This window comes from Sphingomonas sp. (assembly GCF_019749955.1).
Classification (GTDB): Bacteria; Pseudomonadota; Alphaproteobacteria; order Sphingomonadales; family Sphingomonadaceae; genus Sphingomonas.
The window spans coordinates 21,678-39,434 of sequence record NZ_JAIEPC010000101.1; the positions used below are offsets into that span (position 1 = coordinate 21,678).

Sequence of the window (17,757 nt, forward strand, 5' to 3'; positions counted from 1 at the left end):
TCAATAAGTCTCCACCAGCACGTCGGTATAAAGTTCGGCCGCGGCGGGCTCGGGGGTGGTTTCGGCGAAATCGGCGGCTTCGGCGACGATCTTGCGGATTTCCTGTTCGATCACCTTCAGCTCGGCTTCGGTGACGCCAAAGGCTTCGAGTTCCTTTTTGGCGTGGTCGATCGGATCGGACTTGTCGCGCACCGCCTGCACTTCGTCGCGGCTGCGGTATTTGGCGGGGTCCGACATCGAATGGCCGCGATAGCGATAGGTCTTCATCTCGAGGATGATCGGCCCCTTCCCTGCCCGCACCCAAGCGAGCGCTTCCTCGGCAGCGCCGCGACACGCGAGCACGTCCATCCCGTCAACCTGAATGCCGGGGATGCGGAATGATTCGCCGCGCCGGAACAATTGGTCCTCGGCCGACGCGCGATTGACGCTGGTGCCCATCGCATACTGGTTATTCTCGATGACGTAGATCACCGGCAGCTTCCACAGCTCGGCCATGTTGAAGCTTTCGTAGACCTGGCCCTGATTCGACGCGCCGTCGCCGAAATAGGCAAGGCACACGCCGCCGTCGCCCGAGTATTTGTGCGCGAAGCCGAGGCCGGTGCCGAGCGATACCTGCGCACCGACGATGCCGTGACCGCCGTAGAACTTATGCTCGACGCTGAACATGTGCATCGAGCCGCCCTTGCCCTTCGAAATGCCGGCGGCGCGACCGGTCAGTTCGGCCATCACATCCTTGGGCGGGATGCCGCAGAGCAGCATATGGCCGTGGTCGCGGTAGCCGGTGATGACGCTGTCCTTGTCGGTCAGCGCCGACTGCAAGCCCACCGCCACGGCTTCCTGGCCGATGTACAAATGGCAGAAGCCGCCGATCAGGCCGAGGCCGTAGAGCTGCCCCGCCTTTTCCTCGAACCGGCGGATCAGCAGCATCTGCTTGTAGAAATCGAGCAACTGCTCCTTGGTCGCAACGAACCGTTCCGGTTCATTCGGACGCTCGCGATTAACGGGGAGCGGTTCGCTTTTGCGGCTGCGTGCGGGGGTTTTTGCCACGGTCGGGTGGACCTCTTTCGCCTGGGGAGTGCACAGGCGCTATAAGCCCAGTTCGCAGCCAAGTGCAATCACCTGCACGCGACCCGCACGATCAGCGCTGTGGCATCACCAATTCGTCGGGATGGACGACATTGAGCTTCTGGCGGGTGACTTCGTCGACCATGTCCGGGTTGGCCTTGTTCGGATCGAGCAGGTCGACGCGATTCTTGATGACGGCGCGCTTTTTATCGAGCTGCGCGAACAGCGCTTCCTGTTTGACCAGCTGGCGCTTGTAATCGCCATAAGCGAGGACGCCGTTCGACCCGATGATCGCATAGCCGCCGAAAAACGCCATCGCGATCAGCGCTAATGCGGGGGCGGCCGCGCGGCGCAGGATTTTCGCAAAGGTCGATCGGCTGTCCATGATGTCGATTCTGCCCGGGCACGACTCGGCGGTCAAGCGGCAACCGCGCTTGGCGTAACGCTTTGTCGCAAAGCGCGCGATCAGCGCAGGATCGACAGCCCCGCATAGCGCGCGACGTCGCCCAGTTCTTCCTCGATGCGGATGAGCTGGTTATACTTCGCGAGCCGGTCGCTGCGCGCGAGGCTGCCGGTCTTGATCTGCCCGCAATTGGTCGCGACCGCGAGATCGGCGATCGTCGCATCCTCGGTCTCGCCCGAGCGGTGCGACATGACGGCGGTATAGCCCGCGCGGTGCGCCATCGACACAGCCGCAAGCGTTTCGGTGAGCGTGCCAATCTGGTTGACCTTGACCAGCAGCGAATTGGCGAGGCCGGTGTCGATGCCATCGGCAAGCCGCATCGGGTTGGTGACGAACAAATCATCGCCCACAAGCTGGACGCCATCGCCGATCAGGTCGGTGAGGATTTTCCAGCCGTCGAAATCATCCTCGCTCATCCCGTCTTCGATCGAGAAAATCGGGTAGCGGCGGGTCAGATCGGCGAGATATTCGGCCATCTCGCCGGGGTTGAGCACCTTGCCCTCGCCGCTGATGTGATAGGCGCCGTCCTTGAAGAATTCGGTCGCGGCGCAGTCGAGCGCGAGCATCACATCCTCGCCGGGGCGGTAGCCAGCCTTTTCGACCGCCTTCATGATGAAATCGAGCGCGTCGCTGGTTGACGCCAGATTCGGGGCGAAGCCGCCTTCGTCGCCGACGGCGGTGGCAAGGCCCTGCTCGTGCAGCGCTTTCTTGAGCGTGTGGAAAATCTCCGAGCCGCAACGCACCGCATCGAACAGCGAGTCCGCGCCGACCGGCACGATCATGAATTCCTGAAAATCAATCGGATTATCGGCGTGTTCACCGCCGTTGATGATGTTCATCATCGGCACCGGCAGCACATGCGCGCTGACGCCACCGACATAGCGGTAGAGCGGCAGCCCGCGGGCATCCGCTGCGGCCTTGGCGACCGCGAGGCTGACACCGAGAATCGCGTTCGCCCCGAGCCGCGACTTGTTATCGGTGCCGTCGAGTTCGATCATCACGCCGTCGATCTCGCCCTGATCCTCGGCATCGAGGCCGAGCACGGCTTCGGCGATATCGGCGTTGACCGCGTCGACCGCGCCTTGAACGCCCTTGCCGTGCCAGCGATCCTTGTCGCCGTCGCGCCGCTCGACCGCTTCATGCGCACCGGTCGAGGCACCCGACGGGACCGCCGCGCGCCCGAAGCTGCCGTCTTCCAGCATCACATCGACCTCAACCGTCGGATTACCGCGGCTGTCGACAATCGTGCGGGCGTGGATGTCGATGATTGCGGTCATGATATGATCTCCCTACTTTAGCGGTCGGATTGGGCCATTGGGCGTTCGGTCGGCGCGGGCGCTCTATCGCCTTCACCGGGCCGGGGCAATTCGGCTTCGCAAAGGAACGGGGCGTTGTACGGGGCGTTGTTGAAAATTATCGAGAAAAGGATTTTTGCGACATGACCGACGAGATCAACAAGGCAGCTGATGATGCGGCCGCCGCCGTACATGACGCCGCCGTCGAAACGGGCGCGCTGGTGACCACGGCGGCGGAAGAAACCACCGACGCCACGCAGGAAGCCGGCACGTCGTTCAAGGACGGCGCCACCAATTTCGCCAAGCAAGCCGCCGACAAGGCGCGCGACCTCGCCAGCGATGGCAAGGCACGCGCGGGCGATGCGCTTGATGAAGTGTCACGCCTGATGGGCACCGCCGCCGATACGGTCGACCAGAAGCTGGGCGAGAATTACGGCCAATATGCCCGCAGCGCCGCCGACGGCATCGCCAGTTTTTCGGAAAGCCTGAAGGCCAAGGAAATCGACGACCTGGTCGCCGATGTGCAGGGCTTTGTCCGGAAATCACCCGCTGTCGCGATCGGCATCGCCGCCGCGCTCGGCTTTGTGGTTGCACGGCTGGTGAAGGCCGGGATGGACGGTGGCGAGGCCAAGGCCGACGAAGCCAAGTCGGGGCCAGACGATTCTGTCGACGCCTGATCCCGATCTGGCGGTGCCGCCAGCCGAGCCAGAGGAAGAAAGCATCGCCGCGCTGTTTGCGCGGCTGATCGACCATGCCGAACGCTTTGTGCGGGCGGAGCTAAAGCTCTACCGCGCGACATTGTTCGACCGATTGACCGGCGCGCGCACGGCGGTGATCAGCCTGCTGACAGCGTTCCTGCTCGCGCAATCGGCGATCATCGCGCTGCTGGTCGGGCTGATCGTCATCCTGCGGCAGCCGCTGGGCGCCGTGGGTGCGACGGCGACCGTCGTCGGCAGTGCCTTGGTGGTTGCCGCCGTGCTGGTCCAGTTTGCGCTGGTCAAGCTGCGCAAGGCGACCGAGATTGAGGACAAGAAGTGAGCACGCGCGACGAATTGATCGAGGCCGAAGCCAAGGCGCGCGCTGCCCGCGACGCCTTGACCCAAACGCTGGTGACGCTTCAGTCGCGCGTCACGCCGCGCGCGCTCGCCCGCGAAGCGCTTGAGGAAATTCGCGAGACCGGCATCGAATTCGGGCGCGCCGCCGTTGAGGCCGCGAAACGCAATCCCGGCCCGTTGCTCGCTGTTGCCGCTGCCGTCGTCGCGCTGTTCGGCCGCCACCGGATCGCCGACCTGTTCACCGCTGCCCCTGCGGCCGCGCCCACCCCGCCCCCTGCCCCGGAGACCCCCGATGACTGACCCCAAGTCCCAGATCGACCCCGACTCGACCCTTGGCAGCATTGCCGCGCTGCCGGGTCAGGCTATTGACAGCGTGCGCGAAACCGCCGCGCGCACCGCCCGCCAGACCGCTGACACGATCGAAGGCAATCCGCTGTCGGTACTCGTCGGCGGACTGGCCGTCGGCGTGCTCGCCGGGGCGCTGATCCCCAAGAGCGCGCGCGAAGGCGAGATCCTCAAGCCTGTCGGCAAGCGGATCACCCGGGGCGCGGGCATGGCCGCCAAGGCGGCGCGCGACGCGGGCCTTGCCGAACTCGCCGCCGCTGGCATCAGCCGCGATGCCGCGCGCGACCAGATCAAGAAGCTGTTCGGCTCAGTGGTCGATGCCGCCAAGAGCGCGGGCGACGCCGCTGCCAAAACCGCCCGCGCGCGCGACGCCAAGGCCGACGCAGCGACCAAAGCCGACACCGAAAAGAGCGACGACGCGGGGTTCAAAGACGTCGGCTGACACGCTAGAGACTGGTGCATCGTACCAGTTTCAGGGACAGCCGCATGAGCAAACTCCACCTCGTCTTCGGCGGCCGCGTGCGCGATCCGCGCACGCTTGAATTCGACGATCTCGACTCGATCGAGATTGTCGGCGTGTTCCCAAACTATGCCGAGGCCGAAAAGGCGTGGCGGGCGGCGGCGCAGCGCACGGTCGATGATGCCGAGATGAAGTATGTGGTGGTGCATTTGCACCGCTTGCTTGAACCCGATCTGATTGCGCCGGGGTCGGCGGGCTGACCTATTGCGACGGGTGGGTTAGGACGCATCAAATCCTCGTCCCGTTCGTGTCGAGCGAAGTCGAGACACAGGCGCCAAGCGAACGGCCCGTGGCCGGTTTCTCGACTTCGCTCGAAACGAACGGGGGGTGTAAAGCTAACAGGCGTTGATCGGCGCCTGCCTCAAGCCTTGCGGTAGCGCCACAGCAGCAGCGGGCGGGCCAGCGCCAGCCCAGCCACAAACCCACCGATACGCGCGCCGATGGCGATTGATGGCCCGTCGATGCTCGTTGCAAAGCCGATCAAGAGCTGGATCGCCACCCAGGCAGCCAGCAGCCACACAACGCGCACCACGCCGGGCGGGATTGGGCCGATTTTGGGTACTGGCTGATTGGCAAACAGCAGCGCATAGGCGCCCACCAGCGCCGAAATCGCGCCACTCGCCCCGATCATCGGCACGACCGAACCCGGCCCCAGCGCCCATTGACCCGCCGCGGCAAGATACGCGCCGACCGCATAGAGCACGACGACGCCCCAAGACCCGATCGTGCGCTCCAGCAACCGACCGCAGATCACCAGCATCACCATGTTGAGCACGAGGTGCAGCACCCCGCCATGCACCAAGGTTGCGGTGAGCGGCGTGATCCAGAAGGGCAGCAGGAAGATGCCGGGCGGCGGGCTGACCGGGTTCAGCACTGTCGCCGGAATGAACCCGGCCGCAACCGCTACGACGCCGTCCGCGCCAAACAGCGTGACCACCAGCCACGCCGCGCAGGTAACCCCGGTCAGCAGCGTGGTCGCGGGCAACGCCTCCAGCGCGGATCGCCGCGCACCGGGCCAATGCGCTTGGTTCAAATGAACTCGATCTTCGCGACGAGGTAATAACGGTCGCCCGACGGCACCGTCACTTCGACCTCATCATCGACCTTGCGGCCGATCAGCGCGCGACCGAGCGGCGAATTATACGAAATCCGGCCCGCGTTCGCATCGGCTTCGGTCTGGCCGACGATCTGGTATTTGATCGGCTTTTCGTCTTCGTCGAGCAGCGTAACGGTCGCGCCGAACACAATCTTGTCGCCCGACAGGTCGGTCGGGTCGATGATCTGCGCGCGGCTGAGCTTGTCTTCAATGTCGCTGATCGACGCTTCGATCTGGCCCTGGCGCTCCTTGGCGGCGTGATATTCGGCATTTTCCGACAAATCGCCATGCGCGCGCGCTTCCTCGATCGCGTCGACGATCAGCGGGCGTTCGGCGCGCAGGCGTTTGAGTTCGGTGGAAAGCTTCTCATAGCCTTCTGCGAGCATCGGCATTTTTTCGACCGTCGCCATCACAACACGTCCTTCAATAAATCACTTGCCCCAAGCGAGCCCCCACCGGACCCGCCCGCACGTCATATACTTATGTCGGGGATCAGCTGTGCGAAGGATGATAATAGGATTGCAGCGGTCGTACTTCAAGCGCTTGCTCGCCAAGGGCCTTAATCGCGCGGGCAGCCTCCACGCTGGCCGACGCGGTGGTGAAGTAGGGGATCTTCTGCGAGAGCGCCGACGCGCGGATCGGCTGCGAGTCCTTCAGCGACTGCCAGCCTTCGGTGGTGTTGAAAATCAGGTCGATCTTGCCGTCCTTGATTCGGTCGACGATGTGCGGGCGGCCTTGCGCGACCTTGTTGACGCGTTCGATCGGCACGCCATGCTCGGCGAGATAGGTCGCGGTGCCGCCCGTCGCGACAATCGTGAAGCCGAGATCGGCGAGCGTGCGCGCGGCGGGCAAGATCACCGGCTTGTCGCTGTCCTTGACGCTGACGAAGACGGCCCCCCTGCTCGGCAACACCGTCCCGGCCCCGAGCTGCGCCTTGGCGAAAGCGAGCGAGAAATCGGGATCGATCCCCATGACTTCGCCGGTCGACTTCATTTCGGGCGACAGCACCGGATCGATGCCGGGGAAGCGGTTGAACGGGAACACCGCTTCCTTGACGGCATAATAAGCGATGTGGCGATCGACCGGCGGCAGATCGGCGAGCATTTCGCCCGCCATCACGCGCGCGGCGATCTTGGCAACCGGCACGCCGATGGCTTTTGCCACGAACGGCACCGTGCGGCTGGCGCGCGGGTTGACTTCGATCAGGTAGACGAGGCCGTCCTTGACCGCGAACTGGATGTTCATCAGCCCCTTGACCGACAATGCCTTGGCCAGCGCCTTGGTCTCGCGCTCAATCTCGGCAATCACCTCGCCACTCAGCGAATAGGGCGGGATCGAGCAGGCGCTGTCGCCCGAATGGACGCCGGCTTCCTCGATATGCTGGAGCACGCCCGCAACCACGACATCGACACCGTCGCAAATCGCGTCGACATCGACTTCGATTGCGTCGCGCAAATACTGGTCGATCAGCACCGGCGAGTCGCCCGACACTTGGACGGCGGTCTGGATGTAATCGTCGAGCTGGAGTGGCGAATCGACGATCTCCATCGCGCGCCCGCCGAGCACGTAACTCGGGCGCATCAGCACCGGATAGCCAATGCGCGCGGCGACCGCGATTGCCTCGTCGCGGCTGCGGGCGATGCCGTTGAGCGGCTGGCGCAGACCCAGCTTGTTGATGAGCGCGGCAAACCGCTCGCGGTCCTCAGCCAGGTCGATGGCGTCGGGGCTGGTGCCGAGGATCGGGATTCCCGCATCCTCAAGCGCCTGCGCCAGATTGAGCGGGGTCTGGCCGCCGAACTGGACGATCACGCCGACCAGCGTGCCGTTTTGCTGCTCGACGTGGAGGATTTCGAGCACATCTTCCGCGGTCAGCGGCTCGAAATAGAGCCGGTCGGAGGTGTCGTAATCGGTCGACACCGTCTCCGGATTGCAATTGACCATGATCGTCTCATAGCCCGCATCCGCCAGCGCAAAGCAGGCGTGGCAGCAGCAATAATCGAACTCGATCCCCTGCCCGATCCGGTTCGGGCCACCGCCGAGGATGACGATCTTTTTCCGGTCGGTCGGCGCGCTTTCGCATTCGGGCGCGCCGAAGCTGGGCGATTCATAGGTCGAATACATGTACGGCGTCTTGGCGTCGAATTCGGCGGCGCAGGTGTCGATCCGCTTGAACACCGGCCGCACGCCAAGCTTGTGGCGCAAAGCGCGGACTTCGCCTTCGGTGATGCCGCCGGTCATCGCGACCACGGCATCGCGGATCAGCCCTGAACCACGCGCGATGCCGCGTTCGGACCCGGCGCGCAGCCCCGCCGACTTGAGCGCGAGCCAGGCGAGCCGCTTGTCGGCAAAGCCCATCGACTTCAGGCGGCGCATGCCCGCCGCATCGCGCGGCAGGCCGTTCGCGATCACGTCATTCTCGGCGGCGACGATTTCAGCGATGCGTTCGAGGAACCACGGGTCGTATTTGGCGATCGCGTGGACTTCGGCGACGGTCATCCCCTCGCGCAACGCCTGAGCGGCGATCAGCAGCCGGTCGGGCGTCGCGCGGGCGAGCGCTGCCTCGATCTCAGCACGCGGCGCGCCCACCAGCGCGTCGACCTGGTTGAACCCTGACAGCCCCGTCTCCAGCCCGCGCAGGGCCTTTTGCAGCGACTCATGGATGTTGCGGCCGATCGCCATCACTTCGCCGACCGATTTCATTGCGGTCGACAGGATCGGCTCGGCGCCCTTGAACTTTTCGAAGGCAAAGCGCGGAATCTTGGTGACGACATAATCGATCGTCGGCTCGAACGACGCTGGTGTGGCGCCGGTGATGTCGTTCATGATCTCGTCGAGCGTGTAGCCGACCGCAAGCTTGGCCGCGACCTTGGCAATCGGGAAGCCGGTCGCCTTTGATGCCAGCGCCGACGAGCGCGACACGCGCGGGTTCATCTCGATGACGATCAGGCGACCGTCCTTCGGATTGACCGCGAATTGCACGTTCGATCCGCCGGTCTCCACCCCGATCTCACGCAGGCACGCGATGCTCGCGTTGCGCATGATCTGATATTCCTTGTCGGTCAGCGTCAGCGCGGGCGCGACGGTGATGCTGTCACCGGTGTGGACGCCCATCGGATCGATGTTTTCAATCGAGCAGATGATGATGGCATTGTCCGCCTTGTCGCGGACGACCTCCATTTCATATTCCTTCCAGCCGAGCAGCGATTCCTCGATCAGCACTTCGGTGGTTGGGCTCGCATCGAGCCCCTTGCGGACGATTTCCTCAAATTCCTCGCGGTTATACGCGATACCGCCGCCGGTGCCGCCGAGCGTGAAGCTCGGACGGATGATCGCGGGCAGCCCGGTGCGTTCGAGCCCCGCAACCGCCTCGGCCATATTGTGCGCGATGGCTGAGCGGGCCGATTCGAGCCCGATCTTGGTCATCGCGTCCTTGAACTTCAGCCGATCCTCGGCCTTGTCGATCGCCTCGGCATCGGCGCCGATCATCTGCACGCCATATTTCGCCAGCGTGCCGTCGTTGAACAGCGCGAGCGCGGTATTGAGCGCGGTCTGCCCACCCATCGTCGGGAGCACCGCGTCGGGGCGTTCCTTCTCGATGATCTTGGCGACGATCTCGGGCGTGATCGGTTCGACATAGGTCGCGTCCGCCAGTTCGGGATCGGTCATGATCGTCGCGGGGTTCGAATTGACGAGGACGATGCGATAGCCCTCCTCACGCAAGGCCTTGATCGCCTGCACGCCGGAATAATCAAACTCGCACGCCTGACCGATGACGATCGGGCCAGCGCCAATGACGAGGATCGAGGAGATGTCGGTGCGTTTAGGCATTTGACAGCATTGCTTTCATTGCATACATTGCTAGCAGAGGAGACAGGTTGTGGCCACTTTGACCGTTCGGGGCCTGCCCGATGATGCCAAGCACCGGTTCCGTCAAATCGCCGCCGCGCATGGGCGGTCGATGGAGGAACATCTGCGGCAACTGGTGATCGAAGCGGATTTTGGCGATGTGCCGCCGCCCGCGGGTGTTGTCGCCGAGGTGCATCACACGTTCAGGCATGAACCTTCGAAGGAGGAATGGGTGCGCGAGCTGGTCAACAAGGCCGTCGGCTATGAGCACGACGCGGACGACTATTTCAATCGCGGCAGATTTGCGGACATTCGCTTCATGTCCGCAAAGGATGCGATGGCGGAGCTGCGCCGTCTCGCGAACGGCGTCGGGTTCGAGCTTCCGCCGCGCTTCAACACCGGACTGGAAGCGCCCGAATTTTGATTCTGGTCGATACCAATGTCTGGAGCGAACTGACCAAGCCAGAGGGCGACCCCGCCGTTCTGGCCTGGCTGGAGGCAAATGATGCCAAGTTGGCGCTTTCGACACTGGTGATGTCTGAAATCCAGTACGGACTGGAACTTCCAAGAGCAGCTCATAAGCGCGCCGACCTGTTTCTGTGGCTGCGTGGGCTCGAAGAACGCTATTGGAGCAATGTCTGGGCTTTCGATGCCGAAGACGCGCGTTCGTTCGGTCGCTTGGCGGCAAGCGTCGAGGTGAAGAAACGTGATCCGCAGGTGATCGACCTACAGCTCGCTGCACAGGCGCTGGCGCGAGGCGCGGCGATTGCCACGCGCAACGTGAAGGGTTTTGACTGGACCGGCGTTTCGGTGATCGACCCGTGGACCGCCTGATCGCCCCCATCCCGGAAAAATCGAACGCGCACGCCTGGCCGATGACGATCGGGCCAGCGCCGATGACGGGGGTGGGGGAGATGTCGGTGCGTTTGGACATTACTTAATCAGACCCCAGATCAATCGGATCGCAGCCATGATGGCAGTTTTCGCATGTTCCTCGGTCACCGAGTTCAGGGCGGCTTTCAAAGGTTCAAGAATAAGCGATTTGAGAGCGGACTTTAGAAGCGCTCCACCTTTCGTGATCAGCTCGCGGCCAGCAGCTAGGTGAATTCGTATCCACCCTCGTTGCTCCTCTTCTATGGCATTGCTGGTACGCACACCTTCATCAGCTGCCTCCACTACCGAAATAATTTCTGCTGCCTGCTCAGAGTTGTGATGGACGGTTACGAAGGCGCCCGCTGTGGGTACAGATATTGCAGGAAGCGCAAAGTCCTCAAGTTCCGGGTCGTTTGAGCGAGCAACATTTTCAAGCGCTTTACCCAGCCATTCATCACCGAAATCAGAATACAATGCGAACTGCGGCATCTCTTGCAGCAAAAAATGTTTCCGAAAATCAGGGTCGGCGCGAGCTTGTGGTTCCGTCGTACGGCCCGAGTAAGTTTCTCGCTCCAACATTGCCTTTTGTGCGCGCGCCTCTTCGACAAACTTTTTAAGTTCATTGTAGTCAATTCTAAAGAAGTCGCCGGCAAATTTATCGCTAGATATTGACGCAATACCGCATCGATCCAGAATATTCAGGGCCTCAGTCGCGGCTTCGGTCGATACGGGAAAGGGGCACGCTTCTGTTGCATAGCGCCCGACAATTGCCATCTCGCCTTTGGTAACTTCTTGATCGACCTGCCAAGCTCTTCTTAGAAGAGCCATGGCGATGTACGGCGTTTGTTCATTCATTCCACGTTCCGATCATCACCACAAACCGCTCGAATAGATGCAGGCTGTCCTGGGGCCCCGGGCTCGCTTGAAGGTGTATTGCCCGCTAAACACGAGATCGTCAGCCGACTTCATCTCGACGTCATTCTTGCGATCCACCATCATCGCCCCCTCCCCAACATCAGCCACAGCACCACGCCCGCCAGCACCACCAGCGCGAGCCAGCGGATGACGGGGCCGGGGATGCCGCTTGCGCTCGCCTGGCGTTCGGGCGTGGTCGGGATTGCGTGGATCGCGGGGGTGCTGTTGGCGCGGTAGATGGCGTCGGGGCCGGTCGCGGCCTTGGCCGACGTTCCCGCCAGCGTCGCCTGCGCCATTGCGGCTTGGGCGAGCGCCATGCGCGGGTCGGTGGGGTTGGGGTCGGTGCTTGTCGTCGCGGCGGCGCGGGCTTGCGGGCTGAGCGCGACGACGACGCCTTCCTCGGGCGCGTTTGCCGTCACACTCGGGGCCAGCGCCTTGAGCGTTGCTTCGGTCAATGCCGCCTTGGTCGCCGCCGGATTGCGCGCCACATTCGGACCGGGAGTGCCGACCCGGTCGATCATTGGGCGCTCGCCGGACCGGTCATCATCCCCACGAAGCGTTCGAACAGATAGAGGCTGTCCTGCGGCCCCGGGCTCGCTTCGGGGTGATATTGCACGCTGAACGCGGGCTTGTCGGTGAGTTCGAGACCGGCATTCGAGCCGTCGAACAGCGACACATGCGTCTCGCGCACGCCTTCGGGCAGCGAGTCGCGCTCGACCGCGAAGCCGTGGTTCATGCTCGTGATCTCGACCGCACCATCCGACAGCCGCTTGACCGGGTGATTGGCGCCGCGGTGGCCCTGGAACATCTTGGTCGTCTGCCCGCCGACCGCGAGCGCGAGCAGCTGGTGACCGAGGCAGATGCCGAACAGCGGCTTGCCGGTCGCGAGCAGTTGCTGGATCACCGGCACGGCATATTCGCCGGTCGCCGCCGGATCGCCGGGGCCGTTCGACAGGAAGAAGCCGTCGGGCTCGAGCGCCATCACTTGATCGAACGTCGCGGTTGCGGGCAGCACCGAGACGCGCGCACCGGCGTGGACGAGATTGCGGTAGATGTTGCGCTTGGCGCCGTAATCGATCGCGACGACGTGGGGGGTATGTGCGGCCCGCCCCTCGACTGCGCTCGGGACGAACGGGATGCTTGTGGCACCGTCCTCACTTCCACCGTTGGTCCCGAGCGCAGTCGAGGGGCCGGCCACTGGCGCATCGTCCGCATACCCCTGCCCCAGCCGCCACACGCCGCCTGCCCAGCCGAAATGGGTCTGCGTCGTCACATCGATCGCGAGGTCCATGCCCTCCAGCCCCGGCCAGGCGCGCGCCTTGGCCAGCAGCGCGGGGAGGTCGAACTTGCCGTCCGCCGCATGCGCGATCACGCCGTTGGGCGCACCGCCGCCCCTGATCCGTTTCGTCAGCGCGCGCGTATCGATGCCCGACAGGCCGATCCGCGCATGCGCCTTCATCCAGTCGTCGAGCCGCTGGGTGCTGCGGAAATTCGACGGCTCGGTCACATCCTCGCGCACGATCATGCCGAGCGCGTGCGGATCATTGGCTTCGAGATCGTCGGGATTGGCGCCGACATTGCCGATATGCGGGAACGTAAAAGTGATGATCTGCCCGGCAAAGCTCGGGTCGGTCATGATTTCCTGATAGCCCGTCATGGCGGTGTGGAAACAGACTTCGCCGACTGCGGCACCCTCGGCGCCAAAGCCGCGCCCCCACGCCACACTGCCATCCGCCAATACCAGAACCCCCGTCGCACCTTCGGGCATAGGCATGGGTTTGGCGTCGGCCATTGCAGGGGGCACTCCGAGTAAAAAGCTGGCGATGTCGCTAAGGCACCGCAGCTAGAGGCGATGCGCGGCAGCGTCAATCTGTTAAACTTTGGCGCGGCGCCCTACACTAGGCGTTTTGCAATTCCACGAAGGAACGAACATGATTCGCGACGACATCAAGGCCGCGCAGATCGCGGCGATGAAGGCCGGCGACAAGGCAGCGCGCGGCGCGATCAGCCTGATGCAGGCCGCCATCAAGAACCGCGACATCGAAGCGCGGACCGGCAAGGCGCCCGACGACGACGACGCGCTGGTGGTTGAGGTTTTGCAGAAAATGATCAAGCAGCGCCGCGAATCGATCACGATGTATGAGCAAGGTGGTCGGGCGGAGCTGGCGGCGGCCGAGGCAGCCGAGGTCGAAGTGATCGAGCGGTTTTTGCCGAAACAGATGAGCGAGGCCGAGACCGCCGCCGCCATCGCCGCGATCAAGGCCGAGATCGGCGCCGAGGGGATGAAGGACATGGGCCGGTTGATGGCCGAGCTGAAAGCGCGGCATGCGACCACGCTTGATATGAGCAAGGCGAGTGCGCTGGTGAAGGCGGCGTTGGGCTGAGGTCTAAGTTTGCCCAGATTTTCTCCGTTCGTCCCGAGCGAAGTCGAGGGACGGGCCAAACAGGACCAACGCCCGACCAATGGCCTTCTACGCTTACATCCTGCGATGCGCCGATGGCAGCTATTGCACCGGCCACACCGACGACCTTGATCGGCGGATGGCCGAGCATGATCATGGCGGTTTTTGTTACTATACAGCCAAGCGGCAACCAGTCGCGCTTGTCTGGAGCCAGGACTTTCCGACCCGGATTGAGGCTGTGGAAGCCGAAAACCGCATCAAACCATGGTCGCGCAAGAAGAAGGAAGCGCTGATCGTCGGCGATTGGGCCGCGCTATCCTATTGGGCGATGCCGCCTGTGGCCCGCCCCTCGACTTCGCTCGGGACGAACGGTGGGGGTGAGGCAAGCGGTTCCGAGATGTCCCCATGACCCTAACCCCCGCCTTCCTCGACGAACTGCGCGCGCGCACCGTCTTGTCGACGCTCATCGGCAAGTCGGTCAAACTCACCAAGGCAGGCCGTGAGTATAAGGGCTGCTGCCCGTTCCATCAGGAAAACACGCCGAGCTTCTACGTCAACGACGACAAGGCTTTCTACCATTGCTTCGGCTGTTCGACGCATGGCGACGCGATCCGCTGGATGACCGATCAGCGCGGCTTGCCGTTTATCGATGCGGTGAAGGAACTGGCGCAGGCGGCGGGGATGGAACTGCCCGAACTCGACCGGCAATCTGCCGCCAAAGCCGAGCGTGCCAAGGGGCTGCACGAGGCGATGCAGGCCGCCGCCGACTGGTTCGAAAGCCAGCTGGGCGGGATCGAAGGCAGCGAGGCGCGCGCGCTGCTTGAGCGGCGCGGCATTCGGCCCGAGACGGCAAAGGCGTTCGGGATGGGCTATGCCCCCGATGCGCGCGGCAAGCTGCGCGCGGCGCTCAAGGAATTTGGCGACGCGATGCTCGTCGAGGCCGGGTTGCTGATCCAGGTCGATGGCAAGGAGCCCTATGACCGGTTCCGGGGGCGGCTGATGATTCCGATCCGCGATCCGCGCGGGCGGGTGATTGCGTTCGGCGGGCGGGTGATTGGCGCGGGTGAACCGAAGTATCTCAATTCGCCCGATACCCCGCTCTTCGACAAGGGGCGCACGCTCTACAATCTCGATCGCGCTGCGCCCGCCAGCCGCAAGGCCGACCGCGTGATCGTGGTCGAAGGCTATATGGACGTGATCGCACTTGCGCAGGCGGGGTTTGGCGAAGCGGTTGCGCCGCTCGGCACTGCGCTCACCGAAGCGCAGCTCGAACGGCTGTGGCGGCTGAGCGATGTACCGATCCTTTGCTTCGATGGCGACAACGCGGGGCAGAAGGCCGCGATCCGGGCCGCGCACCGTGCGCTGCCGATGTTGGCACCGGGGCGCAGTCTGGCATTCGTGACGCTGCCGCCTGGGCAGGACCCCGATGATCTGATCCGCGCGAGCGGCGCCGCAGCAATGGAAAAGCTGCTCGGCCCAACCCAGCCTTTGGTCGACCGGCTCTGGGCCGATGAGCTCGCCGCGCAGCCGCTGACCACGCCCGAAGAACGCGCGGGACTGAAGGCGCGGCTCGCCGATCATGCCGCCGCGATTGCCGACACCAATGTCGGCCACGAGTATCGCGCCGAATTCCGCCGCCGCTTCGACACGCATTTCGCCCCCGCGCCGCGCGTGTGGAACGCACCGCGCAGCTCGGGCGGGATGAAGAATGGTAAATGGCGCCCTGCCCCGCCGACCGGCGGCGATCACCCGATGGCGCAGGCGATCCGCGCGACCGGCATCGACCCCGCGCTCGCCAAGCCGGTGCTCGCCGGACTGATCCGCCAGCCGAGCGAGATCGCGCGGCATTTCGACGTGCTTGGCGCGCTTACTTTTGCCGGCGGTCCACTCGGCGCGCTGTTCGCGGCAATGGTCGATGCCATGGTTGCCCAGCCGACGCTTGATAGCGCCGCGTTGCGCACCATATTGGCATCATCCGGTTTTGATCCGATCGTGCGCGATCTTCTCCGGGCCGATGCCACGCCCTATTCCTTCACCCGGAAGGAAATCGACAGCGATCGTGCGCGAGCCGATCTGGATGAAGCAATCGCCATCTTGGCGGCCCGGCCCGAAGTCGACAGTGCATTAAGGGAGGCGACGCTCGCCGCCATGCGCTTTGAAGAAGGCGCGTGGGAACGGCAGGCGGCGCTGGTGATTGAGCGGCAGGCACTTGAAGCGCGACTTGCAAATCTGTGCCAAGCGAACGAAGACGAACGAACAACGGGGCTCGAGGATAGTTAATGGCGAAAGCGAATGCCGGCGGCGGCGACGACACGATTGACGTCGGCGATGCACCGCTGATCGATCTGAACGACGCGTCGATCAAGAAGCTGGTCGCCCGCGCCAAGAAGCGCGGCTACATCACCTATGATCAGCTCAACGAAGCGCTGCCGCAAGAGCAGATGACCTCGGACCAGCTCGAAGACGTGATGTCGGCGCTCAACGAAATGGGCGTCAACATCGTCGAGAATGAGGACGTCGGCGAGGATGCCGATGCCGAGGACAAGGAAGAAGAAGAAGTCGAATCGGTTGATTCGGCAGAAGAATCTGCGCCTGCGCTTGAGACCAAGAAGAAAGAAACGATCGACCGTACCGATGATCCGGTGCGGATGTACCTGCGCGAAATGGGCGCGGTCGAGCTGCTGAGCCGCGAAGGCGAAATCGCTATTGCCAAGCGGATCGAAGCGGGTCGCGACACGATGATTTTGGGGCTGTGCGAAAGCCCGATTACCTTCAACGCGATCATCGATTGGTCAACCGCGCTCAACGAAGGCACGATGCAGTTGCGCGAGATCATCGATCTCGACGCGATGCTGTCGAAGGACCCCGCGCCCGAATCGCTCACCGACGACGACGCCGGCGACGGCGAAATCAGCGAGAAAAACGCGGGCCCCTCGTTCAAGGCCGAAGAGGAACCCGAAGAAGTTTCGGTCGACGAAGACGAAGAATCGATGACCGAGCGGCGCACGCCACGCCCGTCGGACGATGAGGAAGAGGACAACACGCTCAGCCTCGCGCAGATGGAAGAGCAGCTAAAGCCGCAAGCGCTCGAAAAATTTGCGTCGATCACCGGGCTCTACAAGAAATTTTCAAAGATGCAGGCCGGGCGGCTCGACGCGATGGCGGCAGGCGGCGAATTGTCGGCGGCCGACGAGCGCAAATATCAGAAGCTGCGCGAGGAGCTGACCGCTGAGGTTGAAAGCGTCCAGTTCCATCAGGCGAAGATCGAATATCTCGTCGATCAGCTCTACAGCTTCAACCGGCGCCTGACTGCGCTGGGCGGCCAGATGCTGCGCCTTGCCGAGCGGCACAAGGTCGCGCGCAAGGACTTCCTCGATCGCTATGTCGGCAATGAGCTCGACGAAAATTGGGTCGCCAGCGTCGGCGGCACCGACAAGAAGTGGAAGGCGTTCGCCGAGAACGAAGGCGAAGCGGTCGACCGCATCCGCATCGAGATCAGCGAAATCAGCCAGGCAACCGGCATGTCGCTCGCCGAGTTCCGCCGTATCGTCAACATGGTGCAAAAGGGCGAGCGTGAAGCGCGCATCGCCAAGAAGGAAATGGTCGAAGCCAATCTGCGGCTCGTGATTTCGATCGCCAAGAAATACACCAATCGCGGTTTGCAATTCCTCGACCTTATTCAGGAAGGCAATATCGGCCTGATGAAGGCGGTGGACAAGTTCGAGTACCGCCGCGGCTACAAGTTCTCGACCTACGCCACTTGGTGGATCCGGCAGGCGATCACGCGCTCGATCGCCGATCAGGCGCGCACGATCCGCATCCCGGTCCATATGATCGAAACGATCAACAAGCTGGTGCGCACCAGCCGCCAGTTCCTGCACG

The 17,757-nt window shown here is 63.5% G+C and carries 20 protein-coding genes; 11 read left to right on the forward strand and 9 right to left on the reverse strand.

All coding sequences use genetic code 11. The features are described from left to right. The 3 genes from pdhA to eno form a co-directional block, all read right to left on the reverse strand. Nucleotides 1-1,047, reverse strand: coding sequence for a pyruvate dehydrogenase (acetyl-transferring) E1 component subunit alpha (gene pdhA / locus K2W81_RS15125; protein WP_294105916.1), 1,047 nt, complete (start codon nucleotides 1,045-1,047; stop codon nucleotides 1-3). Nucleotides 1,048-1,138: 91 nt separating this feature from the next. Next, on the reverse strand, nucleotides 1,139-1,450 hold the full coding sequence (locus K2W81_RS15130) for a septum formation initiator family protein (protein WP_294105918.1): 312 nt from the start codon (nucleotides 1,448-1,450) through the stop codon (nucleotides 1,139-1,141). Between the two features lie 80 nt (nucleotides 1,451-1,530). After that, nucleotides 1,531-2,805 (reverse strand): phosphopyruvate hydratase, encoded by a 1,275-nt coding sequence (gene eno, locus K2W81_RS15135; RefSeq protein WP_294105920.1) that lies wholly within the window; start codon nucleotides 2,803-2,805, stop codon nucleotides 1,531-1,533. A gap of 161 nt (nucleotides 2,806-2,966) precedes the next feature. Between eno and K2W81_RS15140 the strand changes: the two genes are divergently transcribed. Genes K2W81_RS15140 through K2W81_RS15160 form a run of 5 tightly spaced genes read left to right on the forward strand, consistent with a single transcriptional unit; the run spans nucleotide 2,967 to nucleotide 4,943 of the window. Beyond that, nucleotides 2,967-3,500 carry a hypothetical protein gene (locus K2W81_RS15140; protein ID WP_294105921.1) on the forward strand — a complete coding sequence of 178 codons (534 nt, stop codon included), beginning with the start codon at nucleotides 2,967-2,969 and terminating at the stop codon, nucleotides 3,498-3,500. Between the two features lie 13 nt (nucleotides 3,501-3,513). Further along, nucleotides 3,514-3,861 (forward strand): hypothetical protein, encoded by a 348-nt coding sequence (locus tag K2W81_RS15145; RefSeq protein WP_294105924.1) that lies wholly within the window; start codon nucleotides 3,514-3,516, stop codon nucleotides 3,859-3,861. Beyond that, the gene (locus tag K2W81_RS15150; RefSeq protein WP_294105926.1) at nucleotides 3,858-4,178 is read left to right on the forward strand and encodes a phosphatase; all 321 of its coding nucleotides are present in this window, start codon (nucleotides 3,858-3,860) and stop codon (nucleotides 4,176-4,178) included. The genes K2W81_RS15145 and K2W81_RS15150 overlap by 4 nt, the downstream gene beginning before the upstream one ends. Continuing rightward, on the forward strand, nucleotides 4,171-4,665 hold the full coding sequence (locus K2W81_RS15155; protein ID WP_294105927.1) for a hypothetical protein: 495 nt from the start codon (nucleotides 4,171-4,173) through the stop codon (nucleotides 4,663-4,665). The genes K2W81_RS15150 and K2W81_RS15155 overlap by 8 nt, the downstream gene beginning before the upstream one ends. A gap of 44 nt (nucleotides 4,666-4,709) precedes the next feature. Continuing rightward, complete coding sequence (locus tag K2W81_RS15160) at nucleotides 4,710-4,943, forward strand: DUF4170 domain-containing protein (protein WP_294105932.1); 234 nt, start codon at nucleotides 4,710-4,712, stop codon at nucleotides 4,941-4,943. Nucleotides 4,944-5,104: 161 nt separating this feature from the next. Here the strand turns inward: K2W81_RS15160 and K2W81_RS15165 are convergent, their stop codons facing one another. The 3 genes from K2W81_RS15165 to carB all read right to left on the reverse strand — a co-directional run bounded on the left by K2W81_RS15165 (nucleotide 5,105) and on the right by carB (nucleotide 9,667). Next, nucleotides 5,105-5,776: a rhomboid family intramembrane serine protease gene (locus K2W81_RS15165; protein ID WP_294105934.1), complete on the reverse strand. Its 672-nt coding sequence runs from the start codon at nucleotides 5,774-5,776 to the stop codon at nucleotides 5,105-5,107. Beyond that, nucleotides 5,773-6,249: a transcription elongation factor GreA gene (greA, locus tag K2W81_RS15170; protein ID WP_294105936.1), complete on the reverse strand. Its 477-nt coding sequence runs from the start codon at nucleotides 6,247-6,249 to the stop codon at nucleotides 5,773-5,775. Before greA ends, K2W81_RS15165 begins: the two co-directional genes overlap by 4 nt. 82 nt (nucleotides 6,250-6,331) lie before the next feature. Beyond that, nucleotides 6,332-9,667 carry a carbamoyl-phosphate synthase large subunit gene (carB, locus tag K2W81_RS15175; RefSeq protein ID WP_294105938.1) on the reverse strand — a complete coding sequence of 1,112 codons (3,336 nt, stop codon included), beginning with the start codon at nucleotides 9,665-9,667 and terminating at the stop codon, nucleotides 6,332-6,334. Between the two features lie 130 nt (nucleotides 9,668-9,797). On the opposite strand from carB, the gene K2W81_RS15180 reads away from it, so the two are divergent. Both K2W81_RS15180 and K2W81_RS15185 read left to right on the forward strand, forming a co-directional pair. Continuing rightward, nucleotides 9,798-10,109 (forward strand): hypothetical protein, encoded by a 312-nt coding sequence (locus tag K2W81_RS15180; protein ID WP_294105940.1) that lies wholly within the window; start codon nucleotides 9,798-9,800, stop codon nucleotides 10,107-10,109. Beyond that, nucleotides 10,106-10,519, forward strand: coding sequence for a PIN domain-containing protein (locus K2W81_RS15185; RefSeq protein WP_294105942.1), 414 nt, complete (start codon nucleotides 10,106-10,108; stop codon nucleotides 10,517-10,519). Before K2W81_RS15180 ends, K2W81_RS15185 begins: the two co-directional genes overlap by 4 nt. A 99-nt stretch (nucleotides 10,520-10,618) precedes the next feature. Here K2W81_RS15185 and K2W81_RS15190 read toward each other — a convergent pair whose 3' ends face one another. The 3 genes from K2W81_RS15190 to carA form a co-directional block, all read right to left on the reverse strand. After that, nucleotides 10,619-11,413, reverse strand: coding sequence for a hypothetical protein (locus K2W81_RS15190; protein WP_294105945.1), 795 nt, complete (start codon nucleotides 11,411-11,413; stop codon nucleotides 10,619-10,621). Nucleotides 11,414-11,553: 140 nt separating this feature from the next. After that, nucleotides 11,554-11,994 (reverse strand): hypothetical protein, encoded by a 441-nt coding sequence (locus K2W81_RS15195; protein WP_294105947.1) that lies wholly within the window; start codon nucleotides 11,992-11,994, stop codon nucleotides 11,554-11,556. Next, nucleotides 11,991-13,265, reverse strand: a complete 1,275-nt coding sequence (gene carA / locus K2W81_RS15200; protein WP_294105949.1) for a glutamine-hydrolyzing carbamoyl-phosphate synthase small subunit — start codon at nucleotides 13,263-13,265, stop codon at nucleotides 11,991-11,993. Before carA ends, K2W81_RS15195 begins: the two co-directional genes overlap by 4 nt. Before the next feature lie 139 nt (nucleotides 13,266-13,404). Between carA and K2W81_RS15205 the strand changes: the two genes are divergently transcribed. The 4 genes from K2W81_RS15205 to rpoD form a co-directional block, all read left to right on the forward strand. Then, nucleotides 13,405-13,857, forward strand: a complete 453-nt coding sequence (locus tag K2W81_RS15205) for a GatB/YqeY domain-containing protein (protein WP_294105952.1) — start codon at nucleotides 13,405-13,407, stop codon at nucleotides 13,855-13,857. Nucleotides 13,858-13,936: 79 nt separating this feature from the next. After that, the gene (locus K2W81_RS15210) at nucleotides 13,937-14,284 is read left to right on the forward strand and encodes a GIY-YIG nuclease family protein (RefSeq protein WP_294105954.1); all 348 of its coding nucleotides are present in this window, start codon (nucleotides 13,937-13,939) and stop codon (nucleotides 14,282-14,284) included. Beyond that, on the forward strand, nucleotides 14,281-16,155 hold the full coding sequence (dnaG, locus tag K2W81_RS15215) for a DNA primase (protein ID WP_294105957.1): 1,875 nt from the start codon (nucleotides 14,281-14,283) through the stop codon (nucleotides 16,153-16,155). Before K2W81_RS15210 ends, dnaG begins: the two co-directional genes overlap by 4 nt. Continuing rightward, nucleotides 16,155-17,757 (forward strand): RNA polymerase sigma factor RpoD (rpoD, locus tag K2W81_RS15220; protein ID WP_294105960.1); only part of this gene is annotated, 1,603 nt, incomplete at its 3' end. The genes dnaG and rpoD, both read left to right, overlap by 1 nt.

Bases quoted from the DNA above. Each gene is read 5' to 3' on its own strand.
- K2W81_RS15195 (WP_294105947.1), bottom strand. From the start codon at position 11,994: ATGATCGACCGGGTCGGCACTCCCGGTCCGAATGTGGCGCGCAATCCG.
- carA (WP_294105949.1), bottom strand. From the start codon at position 13,265: ATGGCCGACGCCAAACCCATGCCTATGCCCGAAGGTGCGACGGGGGTT.
- K2W81_RS15140 (WP_294105921.1), top strand. From the start codon at position 2,967: ATGACCGACGAGATCAACAAGGCAGCTGATGATGCGGCCGCCGCCGTA.
- K2W81_RS15205 (WP_294105952.1), top strand. From the start codon at position 13,405: ATGATTCGCGACGACATCAAGGCCGCGCAGATCGCGGCGATGAAGGCC.
- K2W81_RS15130 (WP_294105918.1), bottom strand. From the start codon at position 1,450: ATGGACAGCCGATCGACCTTTGCGAAAATCCTGCGCCGCGCGGCCGCC.
- K2W81_RS15190 (WP_294105945.1), bottom strand. From the start codon at position 11,413: ATGAATGAACAAACGCCGTACATCGCCATGGCTCTTCTAAGAAGAGCT.
- K2W81_RS15210 (WP_294105954.1), top strand. From the start codon at position 13,937: ATGGCCTTCTACGCTTACATCCTGCGATGCGCCGATGGCAGCTATTGC.
- eno (WP_294105920.1), bottom strand. From the start codon at position 2,805: ATGACCGCAATCATCGACATCCACGCCCGCACGATTGTCGACAGCCGC.
- dnaG (WP_294105957.1), top strand. From the start codon at position 14,281: ATGACCCTAACCCCCGCCTTCCTCGACGAACTGCGCGCGCGCACCGTC.
- carB (WP_294105938.1), bottom strand. From the start codon at position 9,667: ATGCCTAAACGCACCGACATCTCCTCGATCCTCGTCATTGGCGCTGGC.
- greA (WP_294105936.1), bottom strand. From the start codon at position 6,249: ATGGCGACGGTCGAAAAAATGCCGATGCTCGCAGAAGGCTATGAGAAG.
- K2W81_RS15160 (WP_294105932.1), top strand. From the start codon at position 4,710: ATGAGCAAACTCCACCTCGTCTTCGGCGGCCGCGTGCGCGATCCGCGC.
- K2W81_RS15180 (WP_294105940.1), top strand. From the start codon at position 9,798: ATGGAGGAACATCTGCGGCAACTGGTGATCGAAGCGGATTTTGGCGAT.
- K2W81_RS15155 (WP_294105927.1), top strand. From the start codon at position 4,171: ATGACTGACCCCAAGTCCCAGATCGACCCCGACTCGACCCTTGGCAGC.